Here is a 24,874-nt window from a genome sequence, read left to right on the forward strand (position 1 = left end):
CCCATCCGGTCGTTCAAGCCAACGCGGGTGCCAAGGTACAGGCCGCCGCCGCGATGTCCAGCGAGCGCAGGCGCCAAGCCGGGTCAAACACATCACACACCAGCATCAATTCATCGGCCCCGGTGGCCTCGGCCAAGCTCGCCAGCCCGGCGCGCACCGTGTCCGGCCCGCCAACCACCGCGGCGGCCAGAAAGTCGCCAATGGCGGCGCGCTCTTGCGGGTGCAGGCTGGCCATGAAGTCCGCCACGGGCGGCTTCAGGCGCGTGCGGTCCCCGGTCAAGATGCCCAGAATGCGCTGATAGGTGCTGCTGGCCAGGAATTCGGCGTCGTCGTCGGTGGGGGCGGCAACCAGCGGCACGCCGACGATGACATACGGTTGGGCCAGCGTTTTGGAGGGCCTAAACAGGCTGCGGTACAGGTCCAGCGCCTGGTGCAGCAGCCGTGGCGCAAAGTGCGCGGCAAACGCGTAAGGCAGACCACGCTCGGCGGCAAGTTGTGCTGAAAACAGGCTCGAGCCCAGCAGCCAGATCGGCACGTTGGTACCCGCACCGGGCATCGCCACAATGCCTTGGCCGGGTTGCTCCGGCCCGAGCAGCCGCTGCAATTCGGCCACGTCGCGCGGAAAGTCCTGTTCAGTTTCCAGCCGGTCACGCCGCAGCGCGCGCATGGTGGCGCGGTCGGTGCCGGGCGCGCGCCCCAGGCCCAGATCAATGCGCCCCGGGTACAGCTCGGCCAGCGTGCCAAAAGCCTCGGCCACCACCAGCGGCGCATGGTTGGGCAGCATGATGCCGCCCGAACCCACGCGCATGCGCTGGGTGCCACCGGCAATATGGCCCACCAGCACAGCCGTGGCCGAGCTGGCAATGCCGGCCATGTTGTGGTGCTCGGCCAGCCAGTAGCGGGTAAAGCCGAGCTTGTCTGCATGCTGCGCGGTTTGCAGCGCTATCGCCAGCGCCTGCGCCACCGTGCCGCCCTCGCGCACAGCAACCAGGTCGAGCATGGAAAGTTTGAGGGGGCGAGGTGTCGTCATGGGGAGGATGCCTGGGTTGGTGCGGGCCACGGTGTGTGGCGACCTTGCGCGATGACACCCACCTACCGGGCCAGACGCAAGGCTGAAGCTGCTTGCCCAGCATTATAAGTAAACCCTTGTAAATCATTGATTTACAAGGGTTTAAAGGCTGGTGGAGAGGATGAGGATCGAACTCACGACCTCTACATTGCGAACGTAGCGCTCTCCCAACTGAGCTACCCCCCCACACCATCGCCAGTCTAGCAACATGGCACAAAATTTCAAGTACCGGTGGATCTGCGACGGTGGCCGGCTTCCCGCACTCGCGGGCGGCGGTCCTGGCCTTTTTGTCACTTGGTTGACCTACATCATTGGCCAAATGAAGGCGCTTGGTTACGCTCCACTGTTCGTCTTCAGCAGCGCTGCCCCCAGCGCATCACACCCGCCTATGAATGCCGCTATTGACCCTTCTTTGACTGTTGCGCCCGGCGGCCCCGCCACCGCGCCCATGGAACTGGTGTGCCCGGCCGGCAGCCTGCCCGCGTTAAAAGCCGCCGTTGACAACGGTGCCGACTGCGTTTATCTGGGCTTTCGCGACGCCACCAACGCCCGCAACTTTGCCGGGCTGAACTTTGACGCCGCGGCCATCGCCACCGGCATCCGCTACGCGCATGACCGGGGCCGCAAGGTGTTTGTGGCGCTCAACACCTACCCGCAGGCGGCCAAATCGGCGCTCTGGTGCGATGCCGTCGACAAGGCGGCGGACAGCGGCGTCGATGCGGTCATCCTGGCCGACCCGGGGCTGATGGCCTACGCCGTCAAACACCAGCCGCAGTTGCGTCTGCATCTGTCGGTGCAGGGCTCGGCCACCAACTACGAGGCGCTGGACTTTTATTACCAGCACTTTGGCATCTCGCGCGCGGTGTTGCCACGCGTGTTGTCCATGACGCAGGTGGAGCAGCTCATGGAAAAGACCCCGATCGAGATCGAAGTCTTTGGTTTTGGCAGTCTGTGTGTGATGGTGGAGGGGCGCTGCGCCTTGTCCAGCTACGTCACCGGTGAGGCGCCCAACAGCAACGGTGTCTGTTCACCCCCCAAGGCGGTACGCTGGGTGGAAACCCCGCAAGGTCGTGAGTCGCGCCTGAACGGTGTGCTGATCGACCGCTACGCGCCTGGTGAAAACGCCGGTTACCCCACGCTGTGCAAGGGCCGTTTTGATGTGGAAGACGACCACAACTACTACGCCATCGAAGAGCCCACCAGCCTGAACACGCTGAGTTTGCTGCCGCAGCTGATGAAGATGGGCGTGCGCGCCATCAAGATCGAAGGCCGCCAGCGCAGCCCGGCTTACGTGGCGCAGGTCACCAAAGTGTGGCGGCAAGCCATCGACAGCTGCCGCGACAACCCGCACCGCTACACCGCCAAACCGGCCTGGGTCAGCGACCTGGACAAGGTCGCCGAGGGCCAGCAGCACACGCTGGGCGCCTACCACCGGCCCTGGAAATGACCGTGAAAGACGTGCGAAAAGCCGCCCTCGCGTCGTTGCGCCGCCTTGCCGTACAAGGCGTACTGCCTGCGGCGGCGCGCCTAGCCAGGACGGCTTTGCGCGCGTCCGCCACTGCTAACACTTGAGATTTTGCATATGAAGCTTTCCTTAGGTCCCCTTCTGTACTACTGGCCACGCGCGCAGGTGCTCGCGTTTTATGAATCGGTTGCCAGCAGCGCGGTCGACATCGTCTACCTGGGCGAGGCGGTATGTTCGCGCCGCCACGAGCTGCGTCTGGCCGACTGGCTCGATGTGGCCCGCAAGCTGCGCGAGGCTGGCAAAGAGGTGGTGCTGTCCACCCAGGTGCTGATCGAATCCGGCGCCGACGTGACCGTGCTGCACAAGATTGCCGACAACGGTGAGTTCATGGTCGAAGCCAACGACATGGGCGCGGTGCGCTGTGTCGAGAACAAGGTGCCGTTTGTCGGCGGCCCGCACCTGAACATCTACAACCTGCCCACACTGCAGTGGATGGCGCCGCTGGGCATGGTGCGCTGGGTGTTGCCGCTGGAGCTGGGCCGCGATGACCTGGCGCTGATGCAGCCAGGCCGCCCGGCTGGCCTTCAGACCGAAGTGTTTGCCTATGGCCGCATGCCGCTGGCGTTCTCAGCCCGCTGTTTCACCGCCCGCCACGCCAATTTGCCCAAGGACGACTGCCAGTTCAAGTGCATGGACCACCCGGACGGGCTGTTGATGCGCACCCGCGAAGCAGAAGAATTTCTGGTGCTCAACGGCATCCAAACCCAATCGGCCCGGGTTTACAACCTGCTGCCCGAGATCAGCACGCTGGCGAAACTGGGGGTGGATGTGGTTCGTATCAGCCCGCAATCTGCCCACACGCTGCGCATCATCGCGTTGTTCAAAGGGGTGATGGCCGGGCAACTGGCCGCCGATGTGGCCAATACCGAGCTGTTGACCCTGATGCCCGAGAAAGCCTGCAACGGCTACTGGTACGGCAAGCCAGGGCTGGAAACGGTGGCGCCCGAAATGGCACTGGCCTGACCTCCTTTTTTCGATCTTTCAAGGACTTACACCATGCAAACCTCGCCTTTTGTTCTGCCCAAGCCCGTTGGCAAAGCGCTGGGCCGCTTGCCTGCGCTGCCAGGTTCGATGTTGTTTGTCACCGGCCTGAACCTGGCGCTGGCCAAGCAACTGGCGCCCGATGTGACCGAGATGCTGGTGGGCAAAAAGCTGCGTCTGTGCGTGCTGGATGCGCAATGGGCGTTTGATTTTGAGTGGAAAAACAACCGGTTTGTGGCCTGCAAAAACCCCGGCACGGCCGACCTGACCATCAGCGCCAGCGCCTATGACTTTGTGCTGCTGGCCCGCCGCCAGGAAGACCCCGACACGCTGTTTTTCAGCCGCCGCCTGGCCATGGAAGGTGACACCGAACTCGGCCTGCTGGTCAAAAACACCATCGACGCGATCGAGCTGCCGGTGTTCAACGCCGCCCAGTTGCACCCGCGCCACGTGATGGCCCAGGCGCGCGAGCATCTGATGTCGCGACTGGCGGCGCTGCGGCCACGCTGAGGCGTCGTGACCCGGACGCTGTTTTGGCAGACCCGATCCGCCATCCACAACACTGAGCAGGTCTTGAAGGCTGGCGCATGACGGCAAACACCCCGCCCAAACGCATCATCGTCGCCATCTCTGGCGCCAGTGGCGCGGTGTATGGCGTGCGGCTGCTGCAGGTGCTGCGCGACGTGAAGGGTGTGCAAACCCACCTGACCGTGTCCGAGGCCGGTTGGCTCAACATTCAGCAAGAGCTGGACCAGTCGCGCGAACAAGTCGAAGCCTTGGCCGATGTGGTGCACCCGGTGCGCAACGTGGGTGCGGCACTGGCCAGCGGCTCGTTCCAGTGCGACGGCATGGTGGTGGCGCCGTGCTCCATGCGCACGCTGGCAGCGGTGGCGCATGGCCTGTCTGACAACCTGATCACCCGCGCGGCGGATGTGATGCTCAAGGAGCGCCGGCGCCTGATCCTGATGGTGCGCGAAACCCCGCTGAACCTCGCGCACCTGCGCAACATGACCAGCGTAACCGAGATGGGCGGCATCATCTTCCCGCCGCTGCCCGCCTTCTACCAAAAGCCTCAGAGCATTGCCGAGATGGTGGATCACACTGTCAGCCGGGTGGTTGATTTGCTTGGCTTGCCTCAATCCAGCAGCCCACGCTGGGCAGGGCTCCCATAGAGGGGACGCAGACTTCATGAGTGCTCTGGTGAAGGCTAGCAGCGTGCGTTGGGTATCTGACGCAGCGAAATCAAGGAGGAGGGCTGGGCAAAGCCCAGACCGGGGGACATTCGCGGAGTCGGATACCCAACGTGCGCTGCGGGTAAAAACCAACTAACAAACTGACTGAGCACTGCACCCCGCTATTTCAAGTCAATTTACAGAGAACAACCCTGTGGCTTACCGAGATTTAAGAGACTTCATCACCCAACTCGAACAGATGGGTGAACTCAAACGTGTGGCGGTGCCCGTGTCACCGCACCTGGAAATGACCGCCCTGTGCGACCGCACCCTGCAAGCCGGTGGCCCGGCGCTGCTGTTTGAGAAGCCCACCGGCCATACCATCCCGGTACTGGGCAACCTGTTTGGCACGACCAAACGCGTGGCAATGGGCATGGGGGTGAAAGATGTGAGCGAGTTGCGCCAGTTTGGCCACGTGCTGGCCACGCTGAAAGAACCCGAAGCACCCAAAGGCTTCAAAGAACTCATCGGCATGGGCAACCTGGTCAAAACCCTGTGGAGCATGGCCCCCAAAGAGCAACGCAGCGCACCGTGTCAGGACGTGGTCTGGGAAGGCAATGACGTGGATTTGGCCAAGCTGCCGATCCAGCACTGCTGGCCCGGCGACGTGGCACCGCTGATCACCTGGGGCCTGGTCATCACCCGCGGCCCGCTCAAAACCCGACAAAACCTTGGCATCTACCGCCAACAGGTGTTATCGCGCAACAAGGTCATCATGCGCTGGCTGGCGCACCGCGGTGGCGCGCTGGATTTTCGGGACCACGCCAAACAGAACCCCGGCCAACCTTACCCGGTATGTGTGGCCCTCGGCGCTGACCCCGCCACCATCCTGGGTGCGGTGACACCGGTGCCGGACAGTTTGAGCGAGTACCAGTTTGCCGGGCTGCTGCGCGGCAGCCGCACCGAACTGGTCAAGGCGCTGGGCAGCGAGCTGCGCGTGCCCGCCTCTGCCGAGATCGTGCTCGAAGGCCACATTTACCCGGACGTTAACCACAAAAGCGGCTTTGAGCACGCGCTGGAAGGCCCGTTTGGCGACCACACCGGGTATTACAACGAGCAGGACTGGTTTCCGGTGTTCACCATCGACCGCATCACGATGCGCCGTGACCCGATCTACCACTCCACCTACACCGGCAAACCGCCGGACGAGCCGGCCATGTTGGCGCTGGCGCTCAACGAGGTGTTCGTGCCGCTGTTGCAGCGCCAGTACCCCGAGATCACCGACTTCTACCTGCCACCCGAAGGCTGCAGCTACCGCATGGCGGTGGTGCAGATCAAAAAAGCTTACCCCGGCCACGCGCGACGGGTGATGTTTGGCATCTGGAGCTTTTTGCGCCAGTTCATGTACACCAAGTTCATCGTGGTGGTGGACGACGACGTGAACCCGCGCAGCTGGACCGACGTGATCTGGGCCATCACCACCCGGGTTGACCCCACACGTGACACGATGTTGGTGGACAACACACCGATCGACTACCTGGACTTTGCCTCTCCCGTGAGCGGCCTGGGCAGCAAGATGGGCATCGACGCCACCAACAAATGGCCTGGTGAAACCCAGCGCGAATGGGGCCAGCCGTTGACCATGAGCCCGGACGTCACCGCCCGGGTGGACCAGATCTGGCAGACGCTGGGGTTGTGAGTCAAATCGGGCTGTAGCCCTTATGAATCAGGCCTGAAATGCTATTAGATAGATGAGCATCTCAGACGATGCACCACCGCGCATTGGAGTGGTCTGAGCCTCATTGGAAATGTCGTCATTCGCACAGTGATTTAGACATCAAACAACATAACATGTGAAATGCAAAAATTTCGCACTTAAATCATCACTGTGCTTAAATAGTGCTTGTATTTACATATGTACTGCGAGATTTCTACATGTTGATCGAATTCTCCGTCTCCAACTTCCGCTCGTTCAGGGAACGTCAAACCCTGTCCATGGTGGCCACGCCGCGCTTGCGTAAACGTGAGAACGTCTTTAAGCCGGAGCTCACGGGGGAGAAGTTCCCTGATTTACTCAAGGTCGCAGTCATCTACGGCCCAAACGCCTCTGGCAAAAGCAATTTGCTCAAGGCTCTGAGCGTCGTGCGGCAAATTGCTCGTCGTGAGCCCAGCACGCGAGACATTCCACTGCCTGTTGTCCCGTTTCGATTTGACGCAGAACTGGCAAATCAGCCCAGTTTGTTTGAGTTGCATTTCATCCATTCCGGAATGCGCTACCAATTCAATCTGGCGGTGACAAGCGAGCGCATTGTTGGTGAAAAACTGTTGGCCTTTCCCAAAGGACGTGAGTCGCCGCTCTATGAGCGGCAACATACGGAGCAAGGAGAAACGTACAGCTTTGGCGAACAACTAGAAAACAGCCTAGGTGAAGACATTCTGGAAGCATGGAGAAAGTTGACACCTCCACGATTGCTGTTTATTGCGCAAGCTGTTGCAAACAGCAGTGAAGAGCTAACCCAGTTGAAGGCGCCGTTTGAATGGATAACAGAATCAAGTCGCCTGCTTTTGAATGGCATGGCAGGTATGGCCAAAGCTGCACAAAAGCTAGCTGGTGACGACCATCTTCTTGCAAAGACAATCGCATCCTTCCTTCATGAAGTTGATGTTCCCATCTCCGACATCCGAATTGAGCAGCCAGACAAGCGGGAAGTTTCGTTAAATGCTTTGGAGCAGTTGACTCCACCGCAGTCCGTTCAAAACATAACTTTCCTGACCCACAAAACGGCCTTGGGGGAAGCGGAATTGACTTTCGAAGACGAGTCAGAAGGGACAAAAAATTTGGTCGGGTTCTGTCTGCCATGGCTCATCAAAGAAGTGGCCATTAATTCAGGTCAGCTCTTGATTGTCGATGAACTCGACAGTAGCCTTCATCCCAAAATAGTGGCAGCTCTGGTTGAGAAGCACATCAACGACCCAAAGCCCTCACAGCTCATCTTCACCACTCACGACACCCACCTGATGGATGCCAAGCTGCTGCGCCGTGACCAGTTCTGGATCACCGAGCGCGATATGAATGGTGCCACCCAACTGCGCTCCATCCATGACTTCGAAGGGCGTGACAACGAAGACATTGAAAAGCGTTACTACGAAGGGCGCTACCGGGGCTTGCCGCTGATCACCCGGAGCCAGTAAACATGGCGCGCGCACCGTCCCGGTTCGACCGCAAGAAGCCGAGCTTCAAACAACAAGCGCGCGTGCTGATACTTTGTGAGGACTCCAAATCAAGCCGGATGTATCTGCAGGACGCGGCCAACCACTTTCGTGCGTACGCCGAGGTTGAAATCAGCCATTGCGGCAAGAATGACCCCAAAGGCATCGTTGAAGAGGCGTTAAAACGGCAACGTGACTATGACCATGTGTACTGCGCCATTGACCGCGACAGCGACCCCAAATTTGATGCAGCGTTGATCCAAGCCGCCGCCCACGCCAACAAAGTGACGGTCATCGCGTCTTACCCGTGTTACGAGTACTGGCTGTTGCTGCATTTCCGCAAGACGCGCAGTTCGTATGTGGGTGCGGGGAAGCACTCTTCTGGCGATCTCCTCGTCAAGGATCTTTGCAAGGAAGCGGGTATGGAGAACTATGACAAGGGTGCCTCCACCCGCTTGTTTGAGGATCTGCTTACCAAGTTGCCCTTGGCCCGCCGCCGCGCAGCGGAAGTGTTGGTTGAAGCAACCAGCGACGGTGGATGGAACCCGAGCACCCGAGTTCATGAACTGATAGATTTGTTTGAGCAATTGGGCAAGCCTCAACTGATCGTTTAAATTCCACGGTCGATCTGCAAGCCACGGGGCAGAAAGATGGGCATTGACGCCACCAACAAATGGCCCGGCGAAACCCAGCGCGAATGGGGCCAGCCCCTGACCATGAGCCCGGAGGTCACGGCCAAAGTGGATCAACTCTGGCAGACGCTGGGCTTGTAAGCCAACCCGGTCCCCTGTCTGCGCCAGCGCACAGACAGCCGCTGCGCCGCGCTGTAGTCTGCAGCGGCGCCTGACTGGATGGGTGCCGCGCCCGGGTTTGGCCCGGGTCTTCGATCCACCTCTTTCAGGACAACCCACCATGACCACTGCTTCAGCCTCTTTTCGTCAACTCACCGTGGCGGTCTTGACGACGCTCATCGGCGCTTCCAGCGCACTGGCTGCCCCACCGCAAGCCTCAGCCGAGGCGCAGGCACGTTACCAACGTGACTTGGCGGAGTGCAACAGCGGCCAGTCGAACCAGACCGCCGTCACCTGCCGACAGGAAGCCGCCAGCGCGTTGGCGGAGGCGCAACGCGGTGCTTTGCGCAACCAGCCGGACCAGTACCAGGCCAATGCCCTGCGCCGTTGTGACGCCCATCAAGGTGATGATCGCGTCGCCTGTGAGGCGCGCATCCTGGATCAGGGCGACATCACCCGCGGCGCACGCTCCGGGGGCGTCTTGCGCCAAAGCATCACCGTGACACCGGCCCCGGCAAACTGACCGCCACCGGCTGCAGCGCGGCCAGGTCCAGCAAACAGCTGCGGCGGGCCGACGCAGGGACCAACGACGCGCAGCGGCTGACCGCCTGGGCCTGCGCTGCGATCGCCTGTTGCCGCAAGGCGCTTTGCTGCACCGCCTGCGTCACCACCGCGTAAAAGGTCAGCACCAAACTGATCACCGCACCTGCCGCCAGCACGCGCAACAACCAAGGCGCACGCAGCACCGCCCGCCACCCCGGCGCACGGTCGTCGCGCGGCAGATTCAGATGACCCGGACGCTGATCGGCAAACTTGAAGGTACGTAAATCGGTGTTCATGACGGGAGCGCCCAAAAAAAGACGAGAGGCAAAAATCGGTCAGTCAATATAGCGACACCGCCTCGACCCGACTGTGCGCCGGACCACGCACAGGGGCTGGTATTCATCCTGTTACAACACTTGCAAAACCGGTGGCGACTTTTGCGCTTGTCGCTTCTAGCATGGCCAGTTTTAAGGAAACCACATGGCCATGTCACCCCACTTCTTCAACAAACGCGATGAAACCACCACCACGCCACGCCACGTCGTGCCGCTGCCGCAGGTTCCGGGCTACACCGGCTCGGGCAGTGCCCCGGCGCAGAGTGCAGCCAACAGTGCCACCAGCGGCACCGGTTCGGCCAGCGCGTCGGTCTCCACCAGCCCTGCTGCCAGCGCCGTCGATGCCGGCGCGTCGCGCAAGGAAGGTGGCAGCAAGCTCACCGTGGGCCCCAACATCAAGCTCAAGGGGGTCGAGATCACCGATTGCGACACCTTGTTTGTGGAAGGTCTGGTGGAAGCCACCATGGACGCCCGGCTGATGGAAATTGCCGAACCCGGCGCGTTCAAAGGCTCGGCCGAGATTGACCTGGCCGAAATTCGCGGCCAGTTTGATGGCGATTTGACGGTGCGCGAGAAGCTGGTGATTTATGCCACCGGCCGCGTCACCGGCAAGATCCGCTACGGTAAATTGGTGATTGAAGAAGGCGGGCAGATCAGCGGCGACATCCAGTTTGGTGCCTCGCACAGCAGCAAATCAGCGGGTGCGAGCAAACAAGTGCTGACCATTGCCGGGTAAGTTTCAGGGGCCAGTCAAAACAAGGGTGCCAGCACCTGCTCGGTGGCGAGCGGTGTGGGGCCCGGCTGACTGAGCCAGACAAAACGGCCCTCGGGCGCGCCGGCCGTGGCGGCTTGCGCGGGTGGCAGTTCGGTCCGGTCGTTGACCAGCACCACAACGCGGCGCAATCCCGGCGTGCTAGCCAGCACCTGCAGCTCATGCAGGCAACCCCTGTTGTGCGCGACAAAGTTGCGCAGGTCCATCAGCACCACATCGCTGGTGCGCACCAGTGCGTCCAGCGCCTGCTGCCAGGTGGTGTCGTGGCAATAAATTTCGTTGACGCGGTGGCGACCTTCCGCATCTGGGCGCCATTCAAACTCGGCCAGACGGCGCGGCAGGTCCGCCGGGGTCTGGAGGAAACGCTCACCCAGGCGCCCGTCGATGAAGGTGAAGATGTCATCGGCATCAATGGTGCGGTCCAGCAGGTCGGTACCGGCGATCAGCACGGTGTTGCCGGTGAGCCGCCAGCGCTCGATCACGCGGTCAAACAGGTGCTGGACATTGGCGTCCTGCTGGAACACCCGCAACACCAGCAGCGTGGGTGGTCGCCCCGCCTGCGTGGGCGCGCCAAACCGCTGCATCAACGCAGCACCCAGCGGAATCCATAACAGCGGCGCAAAACACAGCAAGGCGCCCCAGCCCATGCTGCCCATCGCCATCAGCGCGGGGCTGATCAGCGCAATGGTCCACACAGCGGTGAACAAGTAAAACAGCTCCGACACCTGCTGCTGGCGGTACGCCTGCGCCAGCCTGCGGCCCAGCCAGCGTGCGGGCCACCAGGCCACCGCCCACGGCAGCAACGCAAACAGCACAAACGCCCAGGTGGCACCCAGCCAGCTCGCCAGCCAATGGACGATGGGGCTGTCGGCCTGGATCAGCGCCGCCAGCAGGTCCAGTCCCAGCTGCGACGACGCGCTCAGCAGCACCAGCAGCGGCGCCAGCCACGGCCCGACAGCGCGCGTGGCACCGCCCAGGCACAGCGCGGTCACCACCAGCAGCGGCAAGCCCACGTCAAACGCCATCCATTGGACAATTTTCAGCAGCGTCACGTTCTCGTTGGTGCGCCAGCTCAACAGCAGCACCGCCAGCACAAACCAGCCCAGCATCGCCCCGACAAAGCGCCAGCGCGACCAGCGCCCCATCACCGCCAGCACCGGCAGCACCGGCCAGGCGTAGGCCGCGCCCAGTGTGGCCACAGTTTTGAAGCTGATGGGTGCGTCGGCCAGCCACTGCGTGATGAGGGTGCGGGTGAGCGCCATCACCACCGTGAGCAGCAAAAACTGCGTGATCAGACGCCGGTGGGCGCGCTGGTTGTCAGCCAATGTCAGCGCGGCGGGCGCTGGCAAGGTGGCTGGCGCGGTGGGTGGTGGCGTATCGGTCACGGCAGCGGCGGGCCCCAGCGGCGCCTGCATCCACCGTTTCATGCTGACGCGGTAACGCCAAGCCACCACCTGGGCGCAAATCACCGCCAGTAATGTGGCGATGACCAGCAGGGTGAGGATCTTGCCGGAAGCCATCGTGTGCGTGTTGTTGTTGCGTTTTCAGATCGAGGCGACATCAGGCGCAAAGCCGCAGACAGGACAGACGTGCGGCAAGGCGGATCAACAACGTGTCGGATGGATCTGGCAATGGCGTCAGGCCATGGCCTGCAGACCAGGCACGTAGACCAGCCGCCCGCTCGCATCGGGCACGTAACTCAGGCACTGGCGGCGGTTGCTGCCCTGGCCGGGCGCCTTCAGGGAGATGTGTACCCAGCCCGAGTTGGGGCCTTGGCGCGGGTCGAAACACTCGCAGATGATCTGATCAAAGTCGTCCAGATGGTCACGCGCCCAGGCGGCCAATTCGAGCGTGGGTTTGCCGACGATCTCGATGTCACACGCCTCGCCGCGCGCGTGCTGGCTGGTGCTGACCCAGGTGGCAGGTTTGTTCTTGAGGGTGCGCTCCAGCGCCTGGCTGCGGTAGACGCTGTTGGGGGTGAAGGCGCCAAAGGCGTCGCGCACCGGCTGCAACACTTTGCGCGCCAGGTGAATGGCCGAGCGCAGGTGCTGTTCGCTGTCGAACCCATTGCTGATGCCGCGGCGCGAGGCCAGGTCGGACTGCGTCAGCTCGTAGGCGCGGAAATTGGGCGCAATCAGCGTGCGCGGGGCCAGTTGCGCCAAGTGGATCTGCGCCAGCGGCGTCTGGCTCAGGTCCAGCTCACCACGCGCCAGAACCGCAGCACCCGACGCCGCACGGGGCACAGGTGCTGCGCGTTTGCGCCGAATCGCTTTGGGCGCTGGAGCGGGAGCGGGCAATGGCTTTGGCTTTGACATTGGCCTTGGATTTGACGCTGGCGTTGGTGGTTGGCGGGTGGCGTCACCTTCAGTGGGTACCGGCGCTGCGGCAGGCAGCCGGGTCTTGCGTAGCGGGCGCGGTTTGGCGGGGGTTGCCACCGGGGAATTGGCACGGGTTTTGGCGGGGCGGGTGCTCATGACAGGCTCTCCTGCAATTGCTCCAGAATGCCGAGCGTGACCTTGTCGCGCGGCGTCCACAGCGTGCGTAAAAAGTCCAGGTTGTCCACCAGCGCGGCTTTTTCGCGCGGGCTGCTGGCACGGTCAATGGCGGCACGGTAAGCCGCCAGCACCGGCGCGGCGGCTTCGCCAGCGGCCACTTTGGCGCGTGGCCGCGGCTCGCTGATGCTCTGTAGCAGCAGGTGACTCAGGCTCAGGTCGGCCAGGCTGGTGGTGTCCCAGAAGTTGGGGTCATCAAGCAGGCGGGCAGTCAGCGTGCGCTGCATCTCGGCCATCTGTTGCAGCACATCGGCCACATCCAGTGTGATCTGGCCACCGCGCTGCCCGGTCAGCAGCGTGGCCGCCAGCCAGTTGGTGTAGGCATAGGCATCGCGCTGGCGCTGCAGCGCCAGGTGGTAGTGCTGGGCCATGTTGGTGAGCGCTTCCAGGCGCCTGCCGTCGCCGGTCTCCACCAGCGCCAGGCGTTTGTAGGCGCTGCCCAGCAGGTTGAAGCGCTCCACCGTGGGGGCGCGGCGGGACAACACGTCCAGGTCCAGCAGGGCGGCTTCGATCTGGTCCACCGCGGCCAGCCGCGCGGCCTCACGTTTGGCGGTGCTTTGGCGTTGGGCGGCACGCCATCGCTCCACCGCCAGGCGCACCCGGAAGCTGGCCTGCTGCTCCAGCGCGCGCATCGAGCAGTCGCCGCGCTCGGCGGTGAGTGCCTGGTTGAGCCAGTTGACGGCTTGTTCAAACTCGCGCAGTTCCCCCCACGCCAGGCCGAGTGCGGCACACACATCGGCGCGGGCCAGCCAGCGCTCGGCCTGGGTGGTGGGCACGCGGGCCAGCTGGCTGGTGATGCGTTCGCTGCCGTGGCGGGTGTCGCCCCCGGCGCGCAGGTCGGCGCACAGGTTGTCCAGCTCGGTGACCAGTTCATACGGTGTGCTGAAGTCGGGCCGGTGTTGTGGCACCACGCTGCCGTCGCGGTGAAACCGGAAGTCCGGGTCGCCATAACACTGGTAGGCGCCCCAGGTGTTGACATCGGGGCAGCGCGTCCAGACGTCTTCGCGCGCCTGGCGCACCGCCTCACCAAAAGCCACGCCCGCCAACATGCCCTGGTAAAAGGTAGCGGCAAACACCTGGCCGGCACGGTCGTCCACCGCCCAGCCCGCCGCAATCACCGCGCGCACCCCCATGCGGATCAGTTCCTCGCCCAGGTTGGCGGCCAGCCCCAGGCGGTCCAGCGGACGTGCACCGTCCACACGGCCCAGGTGGCAGCAGTTCACGAAGACCAGCTCGGGCACATAACGCAGTTGGGCGATGTCGCCCGGGGTCAAAAAGGTGTCGCCACCAATCACCATGCCCGAAATGGGCGGGCTGCCCGGCGCCTTGGCCCGCTGGTAGCGGTGCACGCCATGCCCGGCCAGGTGCACGATGCGCCAGCTGTTTTTGTGCAGCGCCTCCATGATGGGCGTGCTGGCCTGGTCAATGCAGTCCAGCACCTCATAACCATGGTTGGCCAGCTGCTCGGCCACCTGGCGCGCTTCTTCGCGCGCGCCGGGCAGGTCGGCAAAGTCGGCAGAGCCAGCCAGATTGGGGTTGCCAATCACCAGCGCGGTGGTGTTCAGGCCATGCACCGGGCGCTGGCGAAACTCGGTGGTGCGGAACTGGCGAATGAAACCTGCCGCCACCGCCGGTGGACGCTCGCCAGTGGCCCAGCGGTTTTCCAACAGCTCCCAGGGGTAGGGCGCGGTTTTGCCGTCCACCATCACCACCAGGTTGCCTTGCTGGGCGCTGAGTTCGCGCAGGCGCAGCGGCAGCAGCATCTCGAACAGGGTTTTGGAGGCCTCGGAGTTTTGCCCGGTGCTTTGGCTGGCCAGCTGCACAAAACTCTGCGCCAGCGCGAGCTGTCCGGTGGCCAGGGTTTCCTCGGCACGCGCGCGGTCGGTCGGGAAAATAAAGCGCAGGTGATCGGCTTCTTCGATGATTTCGAGGCGCTGGTACCACTCCTGCGGCTGCTCAAAGCGCACGCGGCGACGCCCGCCCTGCCCAGGCTCCACCGCCCGGGCGCGCCAGCGCACCTTGTCGGCCAGCGCGTCGGTCAACACGATGCGCCCCAACGCCTCGGCGGCGGAGATGGCAATGTCCTCGTTGATTTCGAGAAACTCGATGCGGTCAATCAGCACGCGGCTGTCCAGGTCTTGCGCGGCCAGGCGCAGGTTGGCGCACACCGCCGCGCGCAGCATGGCTTCCAGCGCATCGCCCACTTGCACGCCGCCGCCATTGGTGCCCACCATCAGGCAGGTCACCGCCGCCGAACGCGGCCGCCCGACCTCGCCAAAACGCGGGTCGGGCCAGTGCGCCACCTCCAGCGCAAAACTCATCAGCGCCGTGCGCACCGACTCTTCCAGCAGCCCCGGGCTCAAGGTACCCACCTGGCCCAGGCCCACCACCACGGCACCGGCTGGCTTGCCGTTGGCGGAGTCGTTCAAGAAGACCGTGTTGCTGCCCAGCGGGCCGGGGTACACGCCCAGGTCCAGCCGCCGGGTCAGCGCGCCGCGCAGATGGCGGTCCAGCACCGCCTCGGCACTCACCACTGCGTAGCCTTCGTAGTGGCCGACCACCACCGGGTGGCGTGCGTAGGCCAGGTTGCCGTGGCGGATGCTGACCTCGATGGGCGGCAGCGCCGGCTCAGACGCTTCCTCAGTCAACGGGCCGCTGCCCGAGAAACCAAAGCTGCCGATGTCGCCCGCCGCCGGGATGCCGTCCACTGGCGGGGCATCGGGCAGCACAAAGCGGTCCTCACCCCCCGCGGCGCGGGCGCTGGCGGGCGGGTTGGCGGGCAGCAGCGTGGTCTGGCCGTTGACCAGCAGGTCCAGATACCCCGGGAAGGCTTTGGCCTGCGCACACAAGGCGTCATGGGCGGTGTTGTCGGCGTACCAGGTGGGCACACCGGGCAGGCGGCCGGAGCGCCAGCTGACCGTGCCGTCGCCCTCACGGGTGGCGATGAACTGCAGGCGTTTCTGCTCGGGCCGCCACCAGGCGTTGGCGCTGCTGAGCTGGTAATCGATCACGGTGCTGGGCTGGCAGCCCGCCACGTACACCATGAAGCGCGGGTCAGGCGCCGCGCCGCGCAGCAGCTTCCAGGTGGCGGCGGCTTCTTGCAGCGGTGCGGCGGGCGCCGTCTCCCAACGCGCACAGGTGGCCTGGCGCAGCGTGTCCCAGCGGCCGGTGTCGGCAAAGTCGGGGTCGTCCGGGGCAAACGGCAGCAGCTCCAGCAAACCCGGGTAACGCGCCACCAGGCCGACGATCTGGTCGGTGCTCTGGGTGATGTCCAGCAAGGCCAGCTTGGTTTGCGTCGGGTTGAAACCGGTCAGCCAGCGCACCGCCTCGTACGAGCCCAGGTTGGGTGTGCCCAGCATCAAAAACCGTGCGCCAGGCAGCCGGGTGATGCGCTGCCACAGCGCGCTGCCTTTGCCACCATCGGCGATCATGGCGCGCACCACCAGACCGCCCATGGAATGCGCCACCAGGCGCAGTGGCTGGCCGCTGCGCTCGGCCTGCGCCACCAGCGGCTCCAGGGTGTCGGCCAGCCGCGCGGCCGCCTGGCGCACCGAGTGGCGCCAGTCGTAGGGGAACAGTTCCACCTGGTGGCTGTGGGCCAGAAACTCCACCAGCGGGCCGTAGAACTGATCCACCAAACCTACCGGCAGGATGCCCGGGCGGTCCATCGCCAGGCGCTTGAGGCCGCCCTTGAGCAGCGACCAGTAATCCAGCCAGACGGTGTCGTCGTCCGCACGCAGCTGGCTGCCCATGGTGCCGGGCAACACCACCACAATCGGGCGTGGCTTGGTGTTGGCGCGGCTGCGTGCCACCGCGGCCTGGCAGCGCGGCGCAACGGGTGGCGGCAGGGTCAGCGGCAGAAAACCGGCGTTGTCGTTGTCGCCACGGCTTAAAGCGGCGCCCAGCCAGCGCACGCTGACCTCGTTGGTGAAGTAGCGGAAATGGTTGACCTTGGGGCCCTGGTCTTGGCGCAGGCGGGCGCCTTGCGCCACGCGGGTCAGGCCGCCGGTCATCGAGCCGGTGTCCACCACCAGGTCGTGCTCGTTTTTGTAAAACCAGTCGGTGGCCAGCACTTTGAGGGTGTTCCACAGCCCGTCACCGGCTGCGATGTCGCCGGCGATCACGCTCAGGTCGGCGCTGGTCACCAGCTCGGGCGTGCCGTTGAGCAGGCGGGTGAGGGCCGAGCCGGGCACCATCGCCTCGACGCCGGGCAGGGTGCGCGGGTCGGTGCGCTCTTTGACCACCGCCAGCAAAAAGTCCAGCCCGTCGCCAAACAGGCCAAAACCGGTGGCGGCGCTGGCCAGGTAGTCCAGCACCGAGAGCCAGCGGTCCAGCCGCCCGGAGGCCAGCGTGGTGCCACGCGCCGGGCAGGCGACGCGGGCAAAACGTGTCACGCGCAGCTGCTTTTGCACCATCAGCGCCACCAGTTCCAGCAGGCGCTGGCGGTCAGCCTCGTAGGCGGCGTCGCGCGCCTGGGCGTCATCGTTGTCCAGCGGGGCCAGCCCCAGTTGCGGCGCCAGGGTGCGATCCAAGGCAAAGAGGGCTTGCACTTTGTCCACCGTCAACACCGCCGCGAGGTTCGGGCAGCCCGACAGGGCCAGCAGCTCACCCACCAGGCCGCCACGGGAATGGCTGACCAGGTGCAGCTCGGCACCGGGGGGCAGGCGTTTCACCATCGCCAGCGCGTTGGTGATGGGGCTCTCGCTCAGGCTGCGGTGTTCCAGGGCAACCACCCGGTTGCCGTACATGGGCGCCAGCGCCTGGCGCAGCCGCGCGCCTTCGGTGTTACCCGCGTCCCAGAGCTTGCCAAAGCTGCTGGCGGTGCTGGAGGCGGTGCCGTGCAGGAAGACCAGCAGCGGGCCGGGTTGCGACGCCAGGCTGGCACCTTCCTGCACCGCGGTCAGGCCCAGGCTGCCCGCCAGGTCCAGCCGGTACAGACCCGGTGGGTGGCCGCCCAGCAGCTTCTCCTCAAAAAACACGCCCAGCTTGCGGGCCGATTTCTCGGCCAGGTCCACCCCGAAGAAGTCCAGCACCCGGATCGCCAGGCCCAGCAACCCGCGCTCACCGCCACTGGCGCTGCGCGGCGCCAGCCGGGAAAACTCCCAGGCGGCTCCGGCATCGCGGCTGGGCAGCGCGCCGTATTCCTGCGTCAGGTCATCGACCCGGCTCCAGAGCACAAACCCGTTGTCCAGCTCGACCCGCACCACCGTGCTGGCGGCCACCGTGATCTCGTCAGCAGCGCCGTCGCGGGCGGCACCGGGCGTGAGCCGGTAGCTGGGCGCGATGCCACCGGGCAGGTGCGAGCGGGTGTCGCTCAAGGTGCCGCGGATCTTGTAAAGCTGCTCTGCCATGGGAGGCTCCTGGCTGGTGACGGTTAACGAAAACGCAACAGGCTGTTTTTTTTGGATCCCTAGGCTGGCATCGGGATCACCCAATTTGTCATCCCGGGTTCATGGATGGCGGGTCGTCGCCCGCCATGACAACGGTGAAGTCCGCCAAGGCAGCCGCCCATTGCGCCATGGCCGCCGCACCGTTTACGCGAACACGATGCGTTGGCGGGCGGCCTCGCTGGCAAACAGCTGGGGCGCCTGCGGGTAGCTGCTTGATGGCAGGTACTTGATGATGGCCTTGTGCCAGTCCGCGTAGGTGGCCTCGGGTTTGAGCGTTTTCAGGGTCTTCAGCGCGTGGTAGGTGAAGGCGCCATTGAACCGGCCGTTGATGCGGGCGTCATAGCTGTAGTTGTTGGGCCCCTCCTTGCAGCCCGCCAGCAGCACATCACCCATCACCCGCGAATACAGCCCCTGCAGTGGCGGCGTGCCGATGGGGCCCAACACGCTGGTCGCGGGCTTGCCGGCGCGGTTTTTGGGCAGCTCCCGCAGGGGCAGCCAGTTGCCCATCGGCATGAAGCGCGCTCGGGTGTCGCTGTCTTTGTCGGCCTTGGCAGCGCGGGTGACCGTGCCGGAGTGGCAGCTGTCGGCAATCAGCACCAGGCTCACCCCGGCTTTGCGGGTGGCAAACAGGGCCTTGATCTCGTCATCGTTCAGCGGGCCATGGGTGGTGATGTCATAGGTGCACAGGGCCTCATCAAAGCCGTCGGCCTCGTCGCCATCGGTGTCGGGCATGTAGGTGCCATGGCCGGAGAAGGTGATCACCAGGCTGTCGCCCTTGACCGCTTTGCTGATCAGGGCGCCCATGGCGTCGAGCATGGCCTGTTTGGTGGCGGCGTCGTCGATCAGCGTGGTGACTTTGAAGCCGCGGCTGGTCAACGCGCTGTTCCAGTCGGCCGCGTCGTTGACGCAACCTTGCAGGTCCATCTGGGTGCCGGGGTAGTTGTTGATGCCGATGCAAAGGGCTTTTTTGGCCATGACGACTCTCCTTGGCTGACAGGTTGAACAACACAGTGTGCGTACACCCCCGTATTGACCGGGGCGTGGCAGCGCAATCCAATCCATCCAACGAAAGACATCCGGCTGGGGCGCCTGTCTCGATGCGCCAGCCCGTGTCGCTTGTGCGACCTCTGTTTGATCGGGAAATTCTAGCCATGCGCACTGTTTGGCGGCAACTTTTTTTGATGTAAGTCAACCCTTTCATCGGGCGCGACCGGGGCGCCGGAGTGGTTTTGAAGGAGAGGCAACCCGTGGCAATCTGGACAACACCGGGTGGTTTTGACCTGGACAGGCAGGCGCTGCCGCCACCGGTGGCCGAGGTGACGACCGCTGTGCCCGCCTTTGTGGGGTACACCGAGACGGCGACCCGGTTGACCCCGGGTGACCTGAGTGGGCAACCCACCCGCATCAACAGCCTGGCGGCGTTTGAGGCGCTCTTTGGCACCTCACCCTGCCACATCCATGCGGTAGTGGTGGACGACAGCGGCCACTTTGTCAGTGCCCGGCTTGCCACCCGTTATGTACTGCACGACAGCCTGGCCCTGTTTTTTGCCAATGGCGGCCAGACCTGTGTGGTGATCTCCGTCGGCAGCGCTGCCGATTCGATGCCCGAGCGCCAGCCGCTGTTGACGGGGTTGGCGGGGTTGGCCGCCCTGGACGAACCGACACTGGTGGTGTGCCCGGATGCCGCGCGGCTGGCGTCGCGCGACCTGGCGGTGGTGCAGCACGCCATGTTGTGCCAATGCAGCCGTTTGCAGAACCGGTTTGCCGTGCTGGACACCCGGCTGGATGACCCGCTGGCGCAGGCGTTTCGCGCCAACATCGGCCAGGAGGCCTTGTGCGAGGGCGCAGCCTATACGCCGTGGCTACTGCTGCGCCACAACCATTGCCCGGACTATGCCGCCCTGCGCGGCAAGCTCAGGCGCCGTGGCAAGCCGGTCAGTTGGCACGACCTGACCCACGATGCGGTGGTGCTGGCGCACCTGCAAGCGCTGGACCATGCCATCGACATGGCGGCACCCACCGAGGTGGCGCCACTGCAGGCCTGGCTGGAGACGCATTGCGAGGCTTACCAAAGTGTGGTGAGCGGTGTGCTGACCACACCGGTCGCCTGCCCACCCGGCGGTGCGGTGGCGGGTGTGTATGCGGCCATGGATGCGCAGCATGGCATCTGGCGGGCACCCGCCAATGTGGTTATCGCGGGCGTGACGGCGCCCGCCGTGGCGCTGGACGCCGGGCAGGCCAGCGCACTGATGGGGGGTGGAATCGCTGGCAAACAGGTCAACGCCATCCGCACCGTCGCAGGCCGGGGCGTGATGATCTGGGGCGCGCGCACGCTGGCAGGGCAGGCCAACGCGTGGCGTTACGTGGCAGTGCGGCGTTTTGCCATCCAGTTGCAGGCGTCGCTTCAAAAGGCCATCGCATGGGTGAGGTGTGAGCCCAACCATGGACCGACCTGGGACCTGGTGCGCCGCCAGATTGGCGACTATTTGCTTCAGAAATGGCAAGACGGCGCCTTGATGGGCGCCAGCCCGGACCAGGCGTATGTCGTGCGCTGCGGCCCGAATCTGACGATGACAGCGCGGGACGTGCGAGAGGGGCGGCTGATCATTGACGTGGACGTGGCGGTGCTGCGCCCTGGCGAGTTCACCCTGCTGCGTCTGGTGCAGCAAACACGGCGCGCCGAAACGGCCTTGCCGTCAACCACCTAAAAATTGCCCAGCAGCGCCCACAGCCCCAGCCCGATGAAAATCAGCGCTGACACGATGTGCACCACCCGAAGCGGCACCAGCCGCGTCATGCGCTCACCCAGCCACACCACGGGCGCGTTGGCCAGCATCATGCCCAGCGTGGTGCCGGCAATCACCCAGTAATAAGCGCTGTACTGCGCCGCCAGCATCACCGTGGCGACCTGGGTCTTGTCACCCATTTCGGCCAGAAAAAACGCCACCACGGTGGTGCCAAACACGCCAAAACGCGGCTGGGTCGGGGTGTCATCGTCGTCCATCTTGTCGGGGATCAGCATCCAGATCGCCATGGCGATGAAGGAGAGACCCAGCACCCAGCGCAGCACATCGGGGCCCAGCGCGGTGTTGACCCAGGCGCCCACGGCCCCGGCCAGGGCATGGTTGGCAAGGGTGGCGACAAAAATGCCCCAGACAATCGGCCAGGGTTGGCGAAAACGCGCCGCCAGGATGAGGGCCAGGAGTTGGGTTTTGTCGCCCATTTCGGCCAGCGCGACGATGCCGGTAGAGATTAAAAATGCTTCCATGAGGGTCTCCGGCCGGAGATTAAAAACCAATGACTGCGCAACATCCCCGGCCAAAAACAGAGGTGCGCAGTCAAAGGTCTCGCCAAAATCCCGTTGCAGGACCCTGCTTGCGCCATGTTGGCCGGTGCTGGCCAGACAAGTCTGTTGACGCAAGCCCCTCTCAATGAAGAAGGGCGGCTACTCCCCAATGACAGGGCGCATTGTAGGCTGGCGCCGGGTGTGGTTCAGCGTTGCTGATCCAGCGTAGTGAACTTGCCGTGGCAGGCTCAACTTGAGGCCTGGCGTCTTGTGGGCTAGCCAATGCCATCCACAAACGGCTGCGCGACCGGGTCAAACTGCATCCGGTTGCGGCCATCGTCCTTGGCCCGGTACATGGCGGTGTCGGCGCGCTGCAAGATGGGCTCCTGCGTGCTGTCACGGTGTGAGAACAAGGTGACACCAATGCTGGCGGTGCAGCGGTGCACCACCGTCTGGCTGGTGTGATGGGCATCGCTGCAGCGCAACAGATAGGGGTCGGCCAGGCTGTCAAGTATCTTGCTAGCCACGGTGCGGGCCAGTGCCGCCGACGCGACCGGGTCCTCGGCCAGATCGGTCAGCATCACCACAAATTCATCACCGCCCAGGCGCGCCACGGTATCCACCTCACGCACACAGGCGCGCAGGCGCCGCGCCACTTCGCCCAGCAGCTGGTCGCCGAGTTCGTGGCCATGCTGGTCGTTGATGGGTTTGAAGTTGTCCAGGTCCAGAAACATCAGCGCCCCATAACAGCCGCTGCGCCTGCTGGCGGTGATGGCCTGGGTCAGGCGCTCGCTGAGCAGGCGGCGGTTGGGCAACTGCGTGAGCGGGTCGTAAAACGCCATGTGGCGCACCTGCTGTTCCATCTGGTGGCGCTCGGTCACGTCTTCAAACACCACGTAGGCCTGCTCCAGTTTGCCGTCCCGAAACAAGGGCATGGCGCTGACCAGCAGCCAGAGGAGCCCACGCCCCGGCACGGCCACGCCCATCATCACATTGCGCACCGGCTGACCGGTCTTGAGGGCGACCGAGATCGGATGCTGATCACCGGGGAAGTCGCTGCCATCCTCATGGATGGCGTGCCAGCGCGGGTCGATCGAGGTGCGGCCCTGCAACTGGTCGGTCGTCAGGCCCAGCATGCGCTGGGCGGCCGGGTTGGCCGAGATGATGACGCCGTCCAGGTTTTCGTACACCACCCCGGTGGGCAGGGTCTCGAACAGCGTGCGGAACATGCCTTCGCTGGCCCGCAAGTCGGCCTGGGTGTTCTTGTGCTCGATGGCAATGCTGGCCAGACGGGCGGTCTGCTCGATCAGCGCAATGTCATGCGGCGACGGGGCATGAGTCTGACGGTGGTAGATCGCGAAGGTGCCCAGCACCTGGCCGGTGGACGACACCACAGGCTGCGACCAGCAGGCGAACAGCCCGGCGCGCCGGGCCAGGTCCTTGTAATCAACCCAGTAAGGATGCGTGGCGATGTCTTCCACCACCACACGCTGACCGGTGGCTGCGGCGGTGCCACACGAACCCTGACCCGGACCAATGGCGACACCGACGAGGGCCTGGTTGTAGAACTCCGGCAAGCTGGGTGCCGTCACCTCGCCCAGGTGGCGACCGTCGTCACTCAGCAGAAGAATGCTGCACAACATCGACGGGTGCAGTTGCTCCACGCCCAAAACCATGGCGAGCAGCAGGTCAGGCAGGGCAGCATCGCTGGCCATCAGCTCCAGGATGCGGCTGCGAAACTGTTCGTAATGCTCGGCCAGTTTGACGGCGCTGATGTCGGTGTGGGTGATGACCACGGCACTGTGGTGGTCTGCCCCCAAGGGCCGCGCCATCATGGTGAACCAGCGCTGCTGGCCTGGCGAATGGCAGGGGTAGTCCAGCCTGAAGTTTGGTGCGCGCCCGTCCAGCACGCGCTGGATACCGTCACGCGCCAGCGCCGCGCCGACGCTGGCATGGCCGTCGTGCGGGTCGCATGCCTCCAGGTAATTGGCGCCAACATCGGTGTTCGATGGGGGCTGCCCGGGCCGCAGGCTGTTGTCCAGCGCAAAACACCGCCACTGCGCATTGACGGCCAGGATGGTACCCGCGCGGTCAACCACCGCAATCTCGGCAGCCACCGAGTCCAGTATCGCGGTCTTGAAAGACTCACTGTCTTTGAGCGCCCGGTCGCGCTGCGCCAGGGCATCGAGCATGGTGTTGAACTGGCGTGCCAGTTGGGCGGCCTCGTCGTGACCCGGCACGTCGGCGCGCAACAAAGACTGGCCAGCTTCGACCGCGCTGGCCACACGGGAGATGCTCTGCAGACGGCGCGTCAACAAACGGCTGACCACCTCCGCCAACAGCGCTGCCAACAGCACCCCTGCCAGCGCGTACATCACGCCGTCCCGGATGGCCTGGGACAGACCCGCATCCGTCGACGGCCCTGCCACGCCAATGCGAACCCAGCCCATCGGTCGGTCCTGGCGCACGACCGGGCTGAACACATCCACCAGAGGACCCGCTTGCTGGCGCACCTGCGGCGCCATGACGGGCGGCAGGTCGGTCTGGTATTGCCCAAGCCGCCTGGCATCGCTGTGAGCCAGCACCTGACCACGGGTGTCGAGCACCATGGCGTAGCGCAAGTCCGGGTAGGAGGACAGACCCTGCACCATCTCCTGCAGGCCACCGGCATCCCGCTCAGCCAGCCAGACCGACCCGGCCACCGCCACGCTGTGGGCGATGCCCACCGCCTGGCTGGACTGCTGCGCCAGCGCTGCCTGCTGTTGGCGCTGTGCCAGGTCCCAGACAACAGCACCCATCATCAGGGCCGCCGTCAGCACCATGCCCGTGACCAGTTGACGGCGCACGGTACCCAGCAGCCAGCGTTGCAGGACGGGCAATCTCACGGCTTCTCCAAGGTGCGCACCAACCGAGCACGGGCCCCGCGGCGGCGCGTTTTTGCCAGTTCAGGCCGGGCAACGGGCAGCCGGGCGTTGCGCTGATCCATCAGCGCATGCTCGCATGCGGGCGGCCTCTGCAGGTTGTGCTTCATCATGGACTCCCAACTCTCGGCCCAGCAAACCCGGCCGTTGACAACCACTTTAGCACCGCCTGCCATCCGGCAACAGTGCGAACTGAAAATCAGATCCACATACCGCGCTAGAGTCTTTACATTGATTGATTTGATTGCTATGTTAACCGCAGCAATGATCCCTCTGGAAAGCGGCTGGTGGGCGCCCGAGTTGGGCCGCGGCTGCGGGCTGCTAAGC

The 24,874-nt window shown here is 64.4% G+C and carries 20 protein-coding genes, 1 tRNA gene and 1 riboswitch; of the genes, 11 read left to right on the plus strand and 10 right to left on the minus strand.

The genetic code is table 11. The annotated features are described in order from the left end of the window. Nucleotides 1-13: 13 nt before the first annotated feature. Together LHU53_RS04930 and LHU53_RS04935 are read right to left on the minus strand one after the other, a co-directional pair. A complete protein-coding gene (locus LHU53_RS04930; RefSeq protein WP_227330975.1) occupies nt 14-1,030 on the minus strand; it encodes an LLM class flavin-dependent oxidoreductase in 1,017 nt (338 codons plus the stop codon). A 149-nt stretch (nt 1,031-1,179) separates the two neighbouring features. Next, nucleotides 1,180-1,255: transfer RNA gene (locus LHU53_RS04935), tRNA-Ala, on the minus strand. Nucleotides 1,256-1,457: 202 nt separating this feature from the next. Between LHU53_RS04935 and LHU53_RS04940 the strand changes: the two genes are divergently transcribed. From LHU53_RS04940 to LHU53_RS04975, 9 genes are all read left to right on the plus strand, one after another. After that, the gene (locus tag LHU53_RS04940) at nt 1,458-2,516 is read left to right on the plus strand and encodes a peptidase U32 family protein (protein ID WP_227330976.1); all 1,059 of its coding nucleotides are present in this window, start codon (nt 1,458-1,460) and stop codon (nt 2,514-2,516) included. 135 nt (nt 2,517-2,651) lie between these two features. Continuing rightward, nucleotides 2,652-3,557 (plus strand): U32 family peptidase, encoded by a 906-nt coding sequence (locus LHU53_RS04945; RefSeq protein ID WP_227330977.1) that lies wholly within the window; start codon nt 2,652-2,654, stop codon nt 3,555-3,557. Nucleotides 3,558-3,590: 33 nt separating this feature from the next. Continuing rightward, nucleotides 3,591-4,085 carry an SCP2 domain-containing protein gene (locus LHU53_RS04950; RefSeq protein WP_227330978.1) on the plus strand — a complete coding sequence of 165 codons (495 nt, stop codon included), beginning with the start codon at nt 3,591-3,593 and terminating at the stop codon, nt 4,083-4,085. Nucleotides 4,086-4,162: 77 nt separating this feature from the next. Then, nucleotides 4,163-4,747: a UbiX family flavin prenyltransferase gene (locus LHU53_RS04955; RefSeq protein WP_227330979.1), complete on the plus strand. Its 585-nt coding sequence runs from the start codon at nt 4,163-4,165 to the stop codon at nt 4,745-4,747. A gap of 214 nt (nt 4,748-4,961) precedes the next feature. Continuing rightward, entirely contained in the window at nt 4,962-6,446 is a 1,485-nt protein-coding gene (ubiD, locus tag LHU53_RS04960; protein WP_227330980.1) for a 4-hydroxy-3-polyprenylbenzoate decarboxylase, read from the plus strand. 236 nt (nt 6,447-6,682) lie between these two features. Continuing rightward, nucleotides 6,683-7,939: an ATP/GTP-binding protein gene (locus LHU53_RS04965; RefSeq protein WP_227330981.1), complete on the plus strand. Its 1,257-nt coding sequence runs from the start codon at nt 6,683-6,685 to the stop codon at nt 7,937-7,939. 2 nt (nt 7,940-7,941) lie between these two features. After that, nucleotides 7,942-8,571: an RloB family protein gene (locus tag LHU53_RS04970; RefSeq protein WP_227330982.1), complete on the plus strand. Its 630-nt coding sequence runs from the start codon at nt 7,942-7,944 to the stop codon at nt 8,569-8,571. A gap of 36 nt (nt 8,572-8,607) precedes the next feature. Then, nucleotides 8,608-8,730 (plus strand): hypothetical protein, encoded by a 123-nt coding sequence (locus LHU53_RS19665; RefSeq protein ID WP_255631918.1) that lies wholly within the window; start codon nt 8,608-8,610, stop codon nt 8,728-8,730. Between the two features lie 139 nt (nt 8,731-8,869). Then, entirely contained in the window at nt 8,870-9,271 is a 402-nt protein-coding gene (locus LHU53_RS04975; protein ID WP_227330983.1) for a hypothetical protein, read from the plus strand. Here LHU53_RS04975 and LHU53_RS04980 read toward each other — a convergent pair. After that, on the minus strand, nt 9,243-9,587 hold the full coding sequence (locus LHU53_RS04980) for a hypothetical protein (protein ID WP_227330984.1): 345 nt from the start codon (nt 9,585-9,587) through the stop codon (nt 9,243-9,245). The genes LHU53_RS04975 and LHU53_RS04980 overlap by 29 nt on opposite strands. 184 nt (nt 9,588-9,771) lie before the next feature. Between LHU53_RS04980 and LHU53_RS04985 the strand changes: the two genes are divergently transcribed. Further along, complete coding sequence (locus LHU53_RS04985) at nt 9,772-10,362, plus strand: polymer-forming cytoskeletal protein (RefSeq protein WP_227330985.1); 591 nt, start codon at nt 9,772-9,774, stop codon at nt 10,360-10,362. Nucleotides 10,363-10,376: 14 nt separating this feature from the next. Here the strand turns inward: LHU53_RS04985 and LHU53_RS04990 are convergent, their stop codons facing one another. The 4 genes from LHU53_RS04990 to LHU53_RS05005 form a co-directional block, all read right to left on the minus strand. Continuing rightward, complete coding sequence (locus tag LHU53_RS04990) at nt 10,377-11,918, minus strand: hypothetical protein (protein WP_227330986.1); 1,542 nt, start codon at nt 11,916-11,918, stop codon at nt 10,377-10,379. Between the two features lie 117 nt (nt 11,919-12,035). Beyond that, a complete protein-coding gene (locus LHU53_RS04995; RefSeq protein WP_227330987.1) occupies nt 12,036-12,872 on the minus strand; it encodes a D-Ala-D-Ala carboxypeptidase family metallohydrolase in 837 nt (278 codons plus the stop codon). Next, complete coding sequence (locus LHU53_RS05000) at nt 12,869-18,301, minus strand: CHAT domain-containing protein (protein WP_227330988.1); 5,433 nt, start codon at nt 18,299-18,301, stop codon at nt 12,869-12,871. Before LHU53_RS05000 ends, LHU53_RS04995 begins: the two co-directional genes overlap by 4 nt. 183 nt (nt 18,302-18,484) lie before the next feature. Beyond that, entirely contained in the window at nt 18,485-19,315 is an 831-nt protein-coding gene (locus tag LHU53_RS05005) for a caspase family protein (protein ID WP_227330989.1), read from the minus strand. Nucleotides 19,316-19,587: 272 nt separating this feature from the next. Here LHU53_RS05005 and LHU53_RS19855 point away from each other — a divergent pair, with 272 nt between their 5' ends. Beyond that, nucleotides 19,588-21,048, plus strand: coding sequence for a phage tail sheath C-terminal domain-containing protein (locus tag LHU53_RS19855; RefSeq protein ID WP_227330990.1), 1,461 nt, complete (start codon nt 19,588-19,590; stop codon nt 21,046-21,048). On the opposite strand, the gene LHU53_RS05015 is transcribed toward LHU53_RS19855, so the two are convergent. The 3 genes from LHU53_RS05015 to LHU53_RS05025 form a co-directional block, all read right to left on the minus strand. Next, nucleotides 21,045-21,608 carry a TMEM165/GDT1 family protein gene (locus tag LHU53_RS05015; RefSeq protein ID WP_227330991.1) on the minus strand — a complete coding sequence of 188 codons (564 nt, stop codon included), beginning with the start codon at nt 21,606-21,608 and terminating at the stop codon, nt 21,045-21,047. The genes LHU53_RS19855 and LHU53_RS05015 overlap by 4 nt on opposite strands. A 1-nt stretch (nt 21,609) precedes the next feature. Next, a riboswitch (yybP-ykoY riboswitch) is annotated at nt 21,610-21,806 on the minus strand. Nucleotides 21,807-21,901: 95 nt separating this feature from the next. Further along, nucleotides 21,902-24,511 carry a diguanylate cyclase domain-containing protein gene (locus tag LHU53_RS05020; protein WP_227330992.1) on the minus strand — a complete coding sequence of 870 codons (2,610 nt, stop codon included), beginning with the start codon at nt 24,509-24,511 and terminating at the stop codon, nt 21,902-21,904. Further along, on the minus strand, nt 24,508-24,657 hold the full coding sequence (locus LHU53_RS05025) for a hypothetical protein (RefSeq protein WP_227330993.1): 150 nt from the start codon (nt 24,655-24,657) through the stop codon (nt 24,508-24,510). Before LHU53_RS05025 ends, LHU53_RS05020 begins: the two co-directional genes overlap by 4 nt. Between the last annotated feature and the right edge of the window lie 217 nt (nt 24,658-24,874).

The sequence above is a fragment of the Rhodoferax sp. U2-2l genome (genome assembly GCF_020594515.1).
GTDB lineage: Bacteria > Pseudomonadota > Gammaproteobacteria > Burkholderiales > Burkholderiaceae_C > Rhodoferax.